At 47.2% G+C, this 13,997-nt stretch carries 14 protein-coding genes; 13 read left to right on the top strand and 1 reads right to left on the bottom strand.

The window, feature by feature from the left end:
• The first annotated feature begins 111 nt into the window (after positions 1-111).
• The 4 genes from cymR (at position 112) to ACUUJN_RS19905 (ending at position 2,574) form a co-directional block, all read left to right on the top strand.
• Positions 112-531: a cysteine metabolism transcriptional regulator CymR gene (cymR, locus tag ACUUJN_RS19920; protein ID WP_013311532.1), complete on the top strand. Its 420-nt coding sequence runs from the start codon at positions 112-114 to the stop codon at positions 529-531.
• 11 nt (positions 532-542) lie between these two features.
• Positions 543-1,694 carry a cysteine desulfurase family protein gene (locus ACUUJN_RS19915; protein WP_053325958.1) on the top strand — a complete coding sequence of 384 codons (1,152 nt, stop codon included), beginning with the start codon at positions 543-545 and terminating at the stop codon, positions 1,692-1,694.
• A 135-nt stretch (positions 1,695-1,829) separates the two neighbouring features.
• Positions 1,830-2,351: a PRC-barrel domain-containing protein gene (locus tag ACUUJN_RS19910; protein ID WP_013311530.1), complete on the top strand. Its 522-nt coding sequence runs from the start codon at positions 1,830-1,832 to the stop codon at positions 2,349-2,351.
• 10 nt (positions 2,352-2,361) lie between these two features.
• Positions 2,362-2,574 carry a hypothetical protein gene (locus tag ACUUJN_RS19905; protein ID WP_013311529.1) on the top strand — a complete coding sequence of 71 codons (213 nt, stop codon included), beginning with the start codon at positions 2,362-2,364 and terminating at the stop codon, positions 2,572-2,574.
• A gap of 162 nt (positions 2,575-2,736) precedes the next feature.
• On the opposite strand, the gene ACUUJN_RS19900 is transcribed toward ACUUJN_RS19905, so the two are convergent.
• Positions 2,737-4,710: a methyl-accepting chemotaxis protein gene (locus ACUUJN_RS19900; protein WP_023989908.1), complete on the bottom strand. Its 1,974-nt coding sequence runs from the start codon at positions 4,708-4,710 to the stop codon at positions 2,737-2,739.
• A 211-nt stretch (positions 4,711-4,921) separates the two neighbouring features.
• Here ACUUJN_RS19900 and ACUUJN_RS19895 point away from each other — a divergent pair, with 211 nt between their 5' ends.
• The 9 genes from ACUUJN_RS19895 to ACUUJN_RS19855 all read left to right on the top strand — a co-directional run bounded on the left by ACUUJN_RS19895 (position 4,922) and on the right by ACUUJN_RS19855 (position 13,843).
• Positions 4,922-5,989 carry an AI-2E family transporter gene (locus ACUUJN_RS19895; protein ID WP_023989907.1) on the top strand — a complete coding sequence of 356 codons (1,068 nt, stop codon included), beginning with the start codon at positions 4,922-4,924 and terminating at the stop codon, positions 5,987-5,989.
• Positions 5,990-6,340: 351 nt separating this feature from the next.
• Entirely contained in the window at positions 6,341-8,974 is a 2,634-nt protein-coding gene (gene alaS, locus ACUUJN_RS19890) for an alanine--tRNA ligase (RefSeq protein WP_484668855.1), read from the top strand.
• Positions 8,975-9,110: 136 nt separating this feature from the next.
• The gene (locus tag ACUUJN_RS19885) at positions 9,111-9,371 is read left to right on the top strand and encodes an IreB family regulatory phosphoprotein (RefSeq protein ID WP_007431624.1); all 261 of its coding nucleotides are present in this window, start codon (positions 9,111-9,113) and stop codon (positions 9,369-9,371) included.
• A 9-nt stretch (positions 9,372-9,380) separates the two neighbouring features.
• The gene (gene ruvX, locus ACUUJN_RS19880) at positions 9,381-9,797 is read left to right on the top strand and encodes a Holliday junction resolvase RuvX (protein ID WP_014282932.1); all 417 of its coding nucleotides are present in this window, start codon (positions 9,381-9,383) and stop codon (positions 9,795-9,797) included.
• 13 nt (positions 9,798-9,810) lie between these two features.
• Positions 9,811-10,113 carry a DUF1292 domain-containing protein gene (locus tag ACUUJN_RS19875; protein ID WP_023989904.1) on the top strand — a complete coding sequence of 101 codons (303 nt, stop codon included), beginning with the start codon at positions 9,811-9,813 and terminating at the stop codon, positions 10,111-10,113.
• On the top strand, positions 10,110-10,415 hold the full coding sequence (locus ACUUJN_RS19870; RefSeq protein ID WP_013311522.1) for a DUF1292 domain-containing protein: 306 nt from the start codon (positions 10,110-10,112) through the stop codon (positions 10,413-10,415). The genes ACUUJN_RS19875 and ACUUJN_RS19870 overlap by 4 nt, the downstream gene beginning before the upstream one ends.
• A gap of 94 nt (positions 10,416-10,509) precedes the next feature.
• Positions 10,510-11,538: an endolytic transglycosylase MltG gene (mltG, locus tag ACUUJN_RS19865; RefSeq protein WP_076265324.1), complete on the top strand. Its 1,029-nt coding sequence runs from the start codon at positions 10,510-10,512 to the stop codon at positions 11,536-11,538.
• Between the two features lie 11 nt (positions 11,539-11,549).
• Positions 11,550-12,479, top strand: coding sequence for a peptidase U32 family protein (locus tag ACUUJN_RS19860; protein ID WP_023989901.1), 930 nt, complete (start codon positions 11,550-11,552; stop codon positions 12,477-12,479).
• A gap of 32 nt (positions 12,480-12,511) precedes the next feature.
• Positions 12,512-13,843, top strand: coding sequence for a peptidase U32 family protein (locus ACUUJN_RS19855; protein WP_013311519.1), 1,332 nt, complete (start codon positions 12,512-12,514; stop codon positions 13,841-13,843).
• Positions 13,844-13,997 lie beyond the last annotated feature (154 nt).

The raw sequence follows: 13,997 nt of genomic DNA, 5'->3' as shown, positions 1-13,997 counted from the left end.
CTGCCCTAATATGTTAACATAAGCTGAGGGTTAGGATCGGAATAGAGAGGTTTACAACACCAGTTATTCCGCGTGTTTAACGGAATTGTTACTATAAGTGAGGTGGCACAATTGAAAATATCAACGAAGGGCCGTTATGGCCTGACCATTATGATGGAACTTGCAGCCAGGTTTGGCGAAGGTCCAACTTCTTTGAAAAGTATTGCCGAAAAAAATCAGTTGTCAGAGCATTATCTGGAACAGCTCATCGCGCCTTTGCGTAATGCAGGTTTGGTAAAAAGTATCCGTGGTGCTTACGGCGGTTATATTTTGGCGAATGAACCGGCAGGAGTAACAGCGGGAGACATCATTCGTGTACTGGAAGGTCCGATATCTCCGGTAGATTTCACGGAAGAAGACGATCCGGCAAAACGTCAGCTGTGGCTGCGGATTCGTGACAGCATCGCTGAAGTGTTGGATTCTACTACACTTAAGGACTTGATCACATACCAAGAACATGATGAATTGGACAATTACATGTTCTATATTTGAGGTGGATTAACATGAACAGAATTTATCTGGATCATGCCGCATCGACTCCTATGCATCCTGAGGTTGCGCAGACTATGATGGACATCATGACCGGCCAATATGGCAACGCTTCGAGCGTTCATGCCTTTGGCCGCGATGCCAAGCGCACCGTCAGCGCTGCTCGGGATGCCGTTGCGGCCTCTTTGGGCTGCAAGCCTGAAGAAATTATATTTACGAGCGGAGGGACAGAAAGCGATAATCTGGCCCTGTTTGGGACGGCTACGGCAGACGGCCGTACTTCCGGGCATATGATTACAACCGCGGTTGAACATCACGCAGTGCTTCATGCTTGTGATGAGCTGGAAAAAGCGGGGTATGAGGTGACTTATGTCCCGGTCAACGGTTTTGGACGCGTGAACCCTGCGGATATCGAGGCTGCCATTCGTCCGGACACTTTTTTGATCAGCATGATGTATGCCAACAATGAGGTTGGCGTCATTCAGCCGATCTCAGAAGTAGGGCAGATTGCGAGAGAACATGGCATTGTATTCCATGTAGATGCGGTTCAAGCTTACGGTCATATATCCATCGACTGCCGGAATCTCCCGATTGACTTACTTAGTGTATCGGGTCATAAGATTAACGGACCGCAAGGCGTGGGTGCATTATATATCCGCCAAGGTACACGCATTCAGCCGCTAATGCATGGGGGACTTCAGGAAAAGAAACGCCGTGCCGGGACAGAAAACATCGCCGGTATTGCGGGTCTGGCTAAAGCCGCAACTCTAGCTAATGCTTCCATTGAGGAGCGTGGGGTGCACGATACGGTTCTTCGCCAGACACTGCTTAAAGGGTTGGAAGACACTCTGGGTAGCCAAAATTTTGTAATTAACGGTGATCCTGATCATTCTTTACCTAATGTCCTTAATGTTAGCTTTCCGGCCATTGGTACAGAGACCATGCTGATGAACCTTGACATGGAAGGAATCGCAGTAGCAAGCGGATCAGCCTGTACTTCCGGATCTCTAGAGCTATCGCATGTATTGCAGGCGATGGATCTTCCTGAAGATGTTTTACATTCAGCGATTCGGTTTAGCTTCGGTTTGGGTAATACTACGGAAGAAATGGAATACACGGCCAAGAAAATTGAAACCATATGGAAGCGGCTGCGTACTAGGTACTAGGGATTTCTCCGCATTTTAATAAGAAGGGAGGGGCGGTTTTCCATTTCATTGCATGAACGGAAGCAAGGTCTGACAGGCATGTAGGAAAAGGACCGCACCTTCGTTCGGATTGCAGAATGAGGAGGTACCCTATATATGAAGCTTCAAGATATGATCGGACTTGCCGTTTTCGATGTGGAGGACGGGAAGCAGATTGGTAAAATACATGACTTTATGGTGACAGCTGATTGGCGGATCACAGGGATCGAGTTGGAAGGAAAAGGGCTTTTTTCTTCTCACGTGAAAATGGTTGCTTGGGATGACATCGTTGCTTACGGTGAGGATGCGATCATGATTCGCAATCAGCAGGCTGTCCGTAAAACGGAGGCCCATGATATACAACATACGTACTTGCTTGGACCCGGTAAACTGAAGGATCTATCCGTGCTAACAGAGGAAGGGCTTATGCTCGGGCACATCTCGGATGTTTATTTTGACCAGGAAATGGGCAATAACATAATAGGCTTGGAAATCAGCGATGGTTTTGTATCGGATATTATAGAGGGGCGGAAATGGCTGCCCTGCACCGAAGATATGTCCATCGGGGAAAATGCTGTTATGGTTCCCCCGTTAAGCGAGCAGCGTCTGGAAAAAGCCATATATTCTGTTAATGGATAGGGTGAGTTTATTGAGATGTCCGAATTGTAATTCCAAAGATATCGGCAAAATCGGCTCCCATCAATTTTATTGCTGGGGATGCTTTATCGAACTTCAGGTGAATGGTGAAAAAATGTCTGTCTACCAAGTGGAAGAGGATGGAACGCTCAGTTCGCTGGACGACCTATTCTTTGGAGATGAGATGGCACAACAGGACTTGCCGCAAATTCATGCTTCTTCCTAAGCTTGACACCGAAAGTGGACAGGCTGCTTGCTAAGAGGTGTGATCTACATACGCTTAGTAGGTTGGATAATGCTTGATAAAAACAACGAAGAGGGTGCCCCGAACGGCCATATTGGCTGGGGCACCCTCTTTTGTATACCGTTTTTGTGAAGATGGTTAGTTCTACAATTTAAAGCGTTTGACCTCTTCCAATAAAAGATCTGCATGAGAATCGAGTTTGGCAGAAAGGTCGGCAATATTGTTCATGGCATGACCTTGTTCTTGCACAGAGGAAGCCACTTCCTCTGTAGATGCTGCACTTTGTTCAGAAACAGCGACAACGCTGGAAATGACATCGGAAATATGTCCAGCATTCACACGGAGATGATCTGTAGCGGCGGTAACGTCCTCAATTTGGGCAAGCATATGCTGAGAAGCCCCACGAATGGATTCAAACGCCTGTCTCGTTGCAATGGCAGCATGCTCCTGTTCTACAGTTACAGCAAGAGCCTTCTTCATTTCCTCCGCGCTTTGTACTCCTGCAATTTTAATTTCTTCCAGCTTACTCATGATACTGTCACTGGAACTGCCCGCTTGCTCAGCCAGCTTTCTCACTTCTCCCGCGACGACGGCAAAACCTCGTCCGTGTTCTCCGGCCCGTGCCGCTTCGATGGATGCATTGAGGGCCAGCAGGTTTGTTTGTGCGGCGATATCGTGGATGGCCCCGGCCAGCCGCTCAATATCCTGAGTTTTCAGCGCGAGCGAATCTACGGCTTCTCCTGCCGCAGTCGTCGTTTGTCTGGACTCGGCGGCCAGTTTCGCTTGACGTTCTGCTGTTTCATACCCTGCAAGCACGGCAGAATCTGTTTCGAAAACGGCAGTTTGGGTCCGTTTAACACTTTCGCCAATCTGGTCGATGGAGCCTGTCATGTGAGTCAGCTTCTCAGAGCCGGAATATACAGCTTCAGCCTGATCGCTCGCTCCTTGGGCAAGCTCCTGAACTGCACTGGAGATTTGTGACGCGATGGTTCCAGTATCCTTAGCGTGCTGATGCATATCATGGGAAGCTGAGCTGACATCGCCCGCCGTATCTGATACCTTGCGCAACAGGTGAGAGAGATTATCAGACATGATATTAAAATCTGTCCCCAGGCTGGCAATTTCATCTTTACCTTTAACATCCACACGAGCGGTCATATCGCCTTCAGCTATACGTTTGACATTCGCTTGGAGTCTGCGAATCGGCTTAATAAAGTTGTTTGCCGCCCAGATCGCCAGCAGCATAGCGACAACCAAGATGATAGCAACCGTTATAATCAACATATTACGAGTGGAGTAATACTCCTGAAAAGCAATATCTTTGGAAATGGACAACCCTACAATCCAGCCTGTGCTAGGCATCTTTTTAAAATAAAGCTGACGGTCACTACCATTATAGCTATAGTCTGTTTCTCCCGAAGCTGCGCTCAGCAGGGCCGCGGTTGATGAACCCAACTCGGGATTGTCCTTGAGGTTTTTGCCAGCCAGCTTGTTGTCTGGGTGCGCGATCACGGCTCCATTTTGGTCAATCAAAAATGCGTAGCCCAATCCGTTCAAGTCTATGCTTTTAATTATTTTTGTCATATCGTTGAGCATTATATCCTCGCTGACCACACCAGTGACGGAGCCATTCGAATTTTTGAGAGGCTTCGCAATAGAAATGGTGAAATTCGTACTATTTGCATCAATGTATGGGGACGAGTAATACATTTCTCCCTTGGTTTTGGCATCCTTGTACCACGGTCGAGCGCGAGGATCATAACCTGCTTCAAACCAGCCAGATCCATCCCAGTAGGCTCCATCTTCAAAGCCTGCGTAAATATTGGAAATATTTTGATCTTTATAGTTTTGAAAAGCTGCCTTCAGAGATACGGCTTTGGCATCTGATGAAATATCGCTGGATTCCAGACCTGCAGCCAATGTTTCAATAATTTTGGCATTACCACCTATCCATCCGTCGAGCTGATTGACGGTTTCGGAGGTTTTGCTGTTCATAAGCTCTTGGATATCATGATTGGCCTGATTTTTAACGCTTGTCATGCTAATGATCGACAATGGCCCAGCTGCAACGATAACAATGCAAGTGAAAAGGAGAATAAGCTTGATTTTTAAGTTCATGTAACGACCCCCGATGTTTCAGAAATGTGAAAACTTAAAGTAGTGCTTTGTACTTATATCGTCAGATGGAATGACTTTGTTAATTGTTTTCATCCGTTTTCATCATTTTTTTACAATGGTAATCTATGGGGCATTCCAGACTCGCGGGAAGGATTAAAGTAGAGGTACAGGCATATACTTAAAGGAGGCTAGTCCAGTAAGGGGGCACGAAATGGAGCAATTAACGAAAAGTAGACTGTTCCGGTACGGAATATGGACGCTGCTGGGACTTGTCATTCTATATTTTATCTGGCTGCTGCGACCTTTGTTTTTGCATTTGTATGAATTTCTGAAAACAATCATTGCTCCGTTTGCGGTAGCGATGATCATCTCCTATGTACTTAATCCGGTTGTCAGTATGCTGGGCGGTCGCAAGGTGCCTCGAAGCGTAGCTGTGCTGCTCATCTATGCTGTGTTTTTAGCCAGTCTCGTTGTGATTCTGATGAACCTGATTCCGATGTTCATTGAACAACTGGATGAGCTGAATGAGCATCTGCCTGAGCTGACCATGCATGCACAAGGATTAATGACGAATATGGATAGCGGCATTTTGCCCCAAGGGGTGCGAACGGGTATGAATCAATGGTTTTTCCAACTAGAGAATCGGATGGCAACAGGGATTTCTAACTTTATGGATAACATCGGCGGGATGATCAATATGCTGTTCAATGTGTTCATTGTACCGTTTCTCATTTTTTATATTTTGAAGGATTTTGATGTGTTCGAGCGGACGATTGTGTCTTACCTCCCGCGTTCTCGTCGCAAGGCGATTGTAACGGTACTTAAGGAAATTGATCAGGCGCTTGGCAACTATGTCAGGGGACAATTACTGGTATGCGTCATTATTGGAGTGATGGCTTATCTCGGATATATGCTCATTGGCATGCCTTATGCGCTGTTGCTGGCAGGAGTGGTTGCGATTTTTAACATCGTTCCGTATTTGGGCCCCTTTTTGGGAGCCGCTCCGGCAGTAGTCATGGCTTCTACGGTCTCCTTAAAAATGGTGCTTTTGGTCGTGGTCGTTAACACCTGTATTCAAGTGTTGGAGAGCAATGTCATTTCTCCCCAGGTGGTGGGACGAACGTTGCATCTGCATCCGATAGCCATTATTTTCGCTCTGCTAGTGGGTGGGGAAATTGCGGGAATTACCGGCTTGATTTTAGCGGTTCCCGTGATGGCAGTTTTAAAGGTAGGACTTCAGCATTTTTTTGCTTATTACGTGAAGCGGAAAACAATCTGATTTTGTCCATACACCGTATGTATCTTGTCTGAAATCGCGTTGACACGGCTAAATGACACGGATATACTGAGTTGAGTATGTTTAAATGTGTTTATCCAGTAGGGAAAGCTCATTTCGAAGTGCGGGCTGAACCCGCCGGGATGCTCCCGTTACCAGTGAAAACAAGGCGATCGATCGTCCGTTAAGCAAATGTTGGTGTGCAGCTTGCGCATGGGCATTTCGTACAGAGGGGACGGCGTTAACCAGGGTGGTACCGCGATACAATCGTCCCTGATCCGTTCAGGGGCGTTTTTCTGTTTTTTTATGGCCTGTGCCAGGAACCAGTGACACCATAATTAGGAGGCTACTTATATGAAAGCTAGTGAAATCCGCTCCAAATGGCTGGAGTTTTTTGAAAGCAAGGGACATGTGATTGAACCAAGCGCGCCGCTTGTTCCACATAAAGATCCTTCCCTGCTGTGGATTAATGCGGGTATGGCACCGCTTAAGCCTTATTTTGACGGACGTGTGAAGCCAGAAAATCCACGTATTGCCAATTCGCAAAAATGTATCCGGACGAACGACATTGAGAATGTCGGCAAAACGCGCCGTCATCACACTTTTTTCGAAATGCTCGGCAACTTTTCCATTGGTGACTATTTTAAGGAAGAAGTCATTACATGGGCATGGGAGTTTCTGACGGATCCAAAATGGATTGGTTTTGATCCGGAACGTCTGGCTGTAACTGTGTATCCTGAGGATGAGGAAGCGTACAAGCTGTGGAACGAAAAAGTTGGACTTCCTGCCGAGCGTATCATCAAATTGGAAGATAACTTCTGGGATATCGGTGAAGGCCCTTGTGGACCTTGTACGGAAATCTTTTATGATCGTGGCGAAGCCTACGGCAGCGACATGACGGACCCTGGAATGTATCCGGGGGGAGAAAATGAGCGTTATCTGGAAGTGTGGAACCTCGTATTCTCACAATTCAACCATAACAAAGACGGTAGCTATACGCCGCTTCCAAACAAAAATATTGATACAGGGGCTGGATTAGAGCGTTTTGCATCCATTTTGCAAAATGTGGATTCCAACTTTGATACGGATATCTTCCAGCCACTAATCCAAAAAACAGCGGCGATGGCGGGAGTAAAATATAACGAAAATGTGGACAGTGACGTGGCTCTTAAGGTTATTGCTGACCATGTCCGCACCGTAGCTTTTGCAATTGGTGACGGTGTGCTGCCTTCTAATGAAGGACGGGGTTACGTGATTCGCCGTTTGCTGCGCCGGGCTGTGCGCTATGGAAAAATGCTGGGCATGAACCGTCCATTTATGTTTGAGCTGGTGGAAACCGTTGGGGATGTCATGGGTGTGTATTACCCTGAGGTAGTGGACAAGCGTGATTTCATCATCAAAGTGATCAAAACGGAAGAGGAACGCTTCCATGAAACACTGACAGATGGATTGGCAATTTTGTCCGATATCAGTGCTCAGGCGAAGGCCGAAGGTCGCAATGTCATTAGCGGAGCAGATGCTTTCAAACTGTATGATACGTACGGGTTCCCATTCGATCTCACAGAGGATTATGCGAACGAGCAGGGCTTGAAAGTAGACCGTGAGGGCTTTGATGAAGCGATGCAGGAGCAACGAAAACGTGCCCGTGATGCTCATCAGGACAGCGCGAGCATGAAGATTCAGGGCGGAGCTTTGTCCGATCTGGCGGTTAAAAGTGAATTTGTTGGATATAATGACCTCGTAACTGAGTCTAAAATAGTGGCGATTGTATATGAAGATGTACTGGTGGACAGTGTTAGTGAAGGGCAGTCTTGTCAGGTCGTGCTGGATGTGACTCCTTTCTATGCCGAAAGCGGAGGACAAGTCAGTGACCAAGGCTTGCTGCGTGGAGGTACGGTAACTGCGAAGGTCGAAGGGCTGTTTAAGGCGCCACAAGGTCAGCATGTGCATCAGGTTGTTGTAGAAGCCGGTGAGTTGAACGTGGGCGATACGGTGAAAGCAGAAGTAGATCAAGCTTCACGTGGAGAAATTGAGAAAAACCATACGGCTACACATTTGCTTCACAAAGCGCTTAAAGAAGTGCTGGGTGACCATGTCAATCAGGCGGGTTCTTTGGTTGAGCCTGGGCGTCTGCGTTTTGACTTCTCCCATTTTGGAAGCATTACACCAGAAGAGCTGGCGGATATTGAACTGCGTGTAAACCGTGCCATCTGGAGCCAACTGGACGTTAATATTGAATTGAAACCGATTGATGAAGCCAAGGCTCTCGGAGCAATGGCGCTGTTCGGTGAAAAGTATGGAGATATCGTACGGGTCGTTAAGGTAGGCGATTACAGCATTGAACTATGCGGTGGCTGTCATGTCAGCAATACTTCGCAAATTGGCTTGTTCAAGCTTGTCAGCGAGAGCGGCATTGGATCAGGTGTACGTCGTATCGAAGCGGTGACCGGACGTTTTGGCTTTGAATATATGGAAGGTCAATTAGAGCTGTTGAAGGTTTCGGCTGGGCTTGTAAAATCCAAGCTGTCTGAGGTGCCAAAGCGTATCGAATCTTTGCAGCAACAAATTAAAGACCTCAGTCGTGAAAATGAATCGCTGCAAAGCAAGCTGAGCGTTATTGAGGCGGGCCAGCTGACCGATCAGGTCGTGCAAGTAGGCGGGGTGCAGCTGTTGGCTGCACGCGTGCAGGCTTCCAGCATGGATGCGTTGCGTGCGATTGCTGATGAACTGAAAGGGAAACTTCCGGCTGCTGTGCTGGTGCTCGGCGCTGCAATGGACGACAAAGTTAATTTTGTCGTAGCAGTTCCGGCAGAGCATACCAAGGCTGGACTTCATGCAGGCAAGCTCGTGAAAGAAATTGCTGCCGTATGCGGTGGCGGTGGTGGCGGACGACCTGACATGGCGCAAGCCGGTGGTAAGGATGCCAGCAAGCTGGACGAAGCACTTCAACGTGCGCATGAACTGGTGTCGGCAGCCTCACAAGGATAAAGTTCGATAATTTTTGCGGATTTTTGGGAAAAAACGGGCTTAGATATTTCCTTGTAGGGCTTTGCTTATGGTATGATGTAAAAGAATAAGCTGGCATAAACATGTACACATGTTTTGTGGAAGCGAGGTGTCAACAATGGATTCCATGGACAAAACGGTCAAATTTAATGTCAAGGCAGATGAGAAGGAAGCTTCTGCTCAGGAGATTTTGTTGACCGTATATGATGCGCTGGTGGAAAAAGAATACAATCCGATCAATCAAATCGTCGGCTATTTGCTATCCGGTGATCCGGCTTATGTGCCACGGCATAATAATGCCAGAAGCCTGGTACGTAAAAAAGAGCGCGATGAGTTGATTGAAGAGTTGGTTCGTTTCTATCTCGCCAAGCACCGTTAGGAGACAGGCATGAAAGTAATGGGATTGGATTACGGGGATCGCCGAATTGGGGTCGCCGTAAGTGATGCCTTCGGCTGGACCGCCCAAGGATTGGAAGTCATAGAACGACGCGGTGACGACAGTGAGTTCGGTAAAATTGCAAATTTAGTTCGTGACAATGAGGTGGGCGAGGTTGTTGTAGGTTTGCCAAAAAACATGAACGGAACCGTGGGTCCACGCGGTGAGATTTGCATCGAGTTTGCGAACCGACTCAAGGAGTTACTGGGTTTACCCGTTCACCTTTGGGATGAACGGCTGACGACGCGTTCGGCGGAGCGTACGCTTCTGGAGGCCGACGTCAGCCGAAAAAAACGCAAGCAGGTGGTAGATAAACTGGCCGCAAGCCTGATCTTGCAAAACTATTTGGACGCACACAGTACAAGGTGAGGGGGATTTCGTAATGGCTGAAAATCAAGTGGGTATGGAAGAAGAGCCGGAAATTATTTATATTGCCGATGACGAGGGCAACGAGGAAGAGTTCGAGGTCATTATGAAGTTTGAGGTAGATGGTTCCGAAGCGAAGTACATGATGGTTGCGCCAGTGGACCCTGAAGCTGATGAGTCCGATGTGTACGCCTTCCGTTACGAGGAAGAAGGCGATGATATTAAATTGTTTGTGATCCAAGACGATGCCGAATGGGAAATCGTCGAAGAGACCTTTAATACATTTGTAGAAGAAGATGAAGAGGAAGACGGGAAATGACGAGCTATTCACGTGAAGACCTGAGTTGGACCTCTGATTTGAAGGAAACGTTCGACGGCGATGTAGAGCTGCAGGATGAACAGGGCCATGCGATTCGCATGGAATTGGAAGCAGAGTTCAAGGTAGGTGAGCAACGGTACGCCGTATTGCGTAGACCTGGGGCTGCTGTTGGCGAACATGAACTTTACCATGTAAGCTCATCCACAGACGGCGAAATCTCCATCACCACCATTGAAGATGATGATGAGTGGGAAGATATTTCCGAGCTGTACGACGAATGTACGTTGCCGGAAGAACTGTAAGTCTGGATAACGATGAGATCAAACCTGAAAGGGCGGACCAGTCCGCCCTTTTTGGCTGTGAAGGAGTTGGGTGGATGTGAAGCGAAGGACAAGGATGTTTACGTTATTTCTACTGCTTATCATTATAGCAGGAGGTGCAGCCCTCTATATCTGGAATGCCATGCAGCCTGTTCAGCCCCAAACACAACCCGTTGCTTTTACGGTGGTGCAGGGAACAGGAACATCGGCTATTGCAGATACGCTGGAGCAAAAGGGACTTATACGTAATGCGCTCGTGTTTAAGGCTTATGTAAAATTCAAACAGCAAGGAAGCGGATTTCAGGCCGGAAAATATGAGGCGAAGCCTGGCGCAACCTTTGATCAGTTGATTACTAAGTTATCGGCTGGAGATGTTGTCAAAGAGGAAATGATTCGTTTTACAATCCCGGAAGGTTTTACGATTAGACAGATGGCTGATAAGCTGCAAAAGGAAGGACTGGCAGACCGGCAGCAATTTTTGCAGCTGGCCAACGATCCGTCCGCTTTTGACGTCGCGCTAGTGCGGGACATTCCAAAGCAGGCGGGGCTTCGCTATGCGCTGGAGGGCTATCTTTTCCCGGAAACCTATGAGCTGAAAAAGGGTAGTACGGCCAAAGATATTATACAGGCGATGCTAGAACAGACGCAAAAACGGCTGGAGACTGTTTCTGATTTGGATGCCAAGCTAAAACAACGGGGTGAAACGCTGCATCAACTGCTGACAGTTGCTTCTCTCGTAGAGCGCGAAGTGGTTGTGGAAGATGAGCGGTCTGTAGTAGCTGGCGTCATTTATAACCGACTCAAACAGGATAAGAAGCTGGAAATTGATGCTACAGTTCAATATATGCTGGATAAGCAAAAGGAACGGCTGTATTACAAGGATTTGGCTGTGGAAAGCCCTTATAATACGTATATGCATCAGGGACTTCCACCAGGGCCGATTGCAAGTCCCAGTCTGAAATCAGTGATAGCGGCTTTACAGCCGAAAGCTACAGATTATTTGTTTTACGTGACCAAAAAAGATGGGACACATGAACATTTGTTTGCCAAAACGTATAAAGAACATTTGCATAACATTCAGGTAAGTAACCGTAAGACAAATTAGGAGGTGAGCCTATGGCTTACAAACCCGAACTACTGGCAACTGCCAGCTCTCCGGAGGATGCCCGCCATATGCTGGAGGCTGGAGCTACTGCATTACTTATTGGAGATGACCGCTTTGGAATGCGGCTGCCGGGACATTTTACACCGGACCAAATCCGTGAAGTGGTGGAAGAGGCACGGAAGCATACGGCGCAGGTATACGTATCCATGACGAATTTGATGACGAACGAGCTATTGCCGCTCCTTCCCGAATATGTGCAGACCCTAGCTGGATGCGGCATAGACGCCATTGAGTTTAATGATCCCGCAGTGCTCATGGCCGTGAAGGAGTACGCCCCGCATCTTAAGCTGTTCTGGAACGGTGAGATGATCTCCACCAACTTCGCAACCGCCAACTATTGGGGTGAAAAAGGAGCTTCTCGGGTCATTTTGGCTCGTGAGCTCAGTATGGATGAAATTACCGAAATGATACCAAAGTTGAACATAGAAGCACAGGTTCAGGTACATGGCATGACCAATATTTATCACTCCAAGCGTAAGCTTGTTCAAAGTTATATGCTGCACCAGGGACGTAATGTGGAAGGCGATTTGGGTAGAGGGCGCGGCTTGTTTCTGATTGAAGCAGAGCGGAAGGAAGAGAAGTTCCCCATCTACGAGGATATTAATGGGACACATATTATGAGTTCAGATGATTTTTGTATCATGGAGGACCTGCATATTCTGATGGAGGCGGGCGTGCATAGTTTTAAGATCGAGGGCTTATTGAAACCTACGGCTTACAATGAGGCGGTTGTTCGTGCTTATCGTAAAGCCATAGATAATTATACAGCTGACCCGGATGCTTATGCTTATGATGAAAGCTGGCTGGATGAAGTTCGCCGTCTTCAAGATCCGGAACGGGAACTTTCCTTCGGATTTTTCTATAAAGAGCAGGTTTATTAATTTTAAAATGAATTCACAGAGGGGGGAACGTCATGGGGACGATAACCAAAACGAGAAAATATATAGGTAAACGGAATCGTCTGGATAAGCCGGAGCTATTGGCTCCTGCCGGAAATCTGGAAAAGCTGAAGTTTGCCGTTCACTATGGTGCGGATGCTGTATATATTGGTGGACAAAAATATGGTCTGCGTTCTAACGCCGATAATTTCAGTTTTGAAGAAATGCGCGAAGGTGTAGAATTTGCTAACAAGTACGGTGCTAAGGTGCTTGTAGCCACCAATATCTATGCCCACAATGAGGATATTGCCGGAATCGAAGAATACTTGCGCAATCTGTACGAGGCAGGAATTCATGCCGTTATCGTCGCTGATCCGGCTATTGTATCCGTGGCATTGCGTGCTGTTCCTGGATTGGAAGTGCATTTGAGTACACAGCAGTCCACACTGAACTGGCAAGCGGTAAAGTTTTGGAAAAACGAGGGACTACCGCGTGTGGTACTGGGACGTGAGACCAGTCTGGAGGAAATCGAAGAAATTAAAAAGCATGTGGACATCGAAATCGAAGCATTCGTCCATGGTGCGATGTGCTCTTCATTTTCCGGCCGCTGCGTGTTGTCCAATCACTTTACAGACCGTGATTCCAATCGTGGAGGATGTTGTCAGTCTTGCCGCTGGAAATACGATTTGTTTGAGGATGCCCGCCCAGGTGAGGTTTGGATATCTGAGGAAGAGGCACAGGAGAGCAATGCACTGAAACAGTTCCAGCTTGGTGTTAACCAGCTTCCACTGTTCGAAGAGAGCGATAATGCCTTTTCTATGGGTTCCAAGGATCTGTGTATGATTGAAAATGTCCCTGATCTGATTGATGTAGGTGTAGACAGCTTTAAAGTGGAGGGACGTATGAAGTCCATTCACTATGTGGCTACCGTCGTGAATGTCTATCGTCAAGCGATTGATTCCTACATGGCAGATCCTGAAAATTATGTGCTCAAACCAGAATGGATTGAAGAAATTAACAAGGCAGCCAATCGTCCGTTGAATACAGGGTTTTTCTACGATACACCGGATCATGAAGATCATATTTATGAGCCGGAAGAAAAGGCAGTCCCTTATGATTTTGCCGGACTGGTCATGGACTACGATGCCGCGAGTGGCATTGCAACCATTCAACAACGGAACCATTTTAAACCAGGGCATGAAATCGAATTTTTCGGTCCGAACGGAACATTCTTTAAACAAACGGTCGGAACGATCTGGGATGAGGAAGGCAACGAATTGGATGCTGCTCGTCACCCGCTTCAACGAATTAGAATGAAGGTAGATCAGCCCGTATCGTATTTTGATATGATGCGTAAAAAGAAGTAAATAAGCCTTAAGTCACAGGTGAAAAGATTCAAAAGCCTCTCCTATCGGTTGGAGAGGCTTTTTTTTGAATAGTTTTCTAGGAAAAAAGTTTCACAAAATTTAGTTGATACTCAAAGGAAAGCTACATTCCTTGTCGAATAGTTCCGATAGAAGT

Source organism: Paenibacillus sp. LRG-1, from assembly GCF_057220305.1.
The sequence above is the reverse complement of the archived record's forward strand: the minus strand, read 5'-3'. Positions and strand labels throughout refer to the sequence as shown.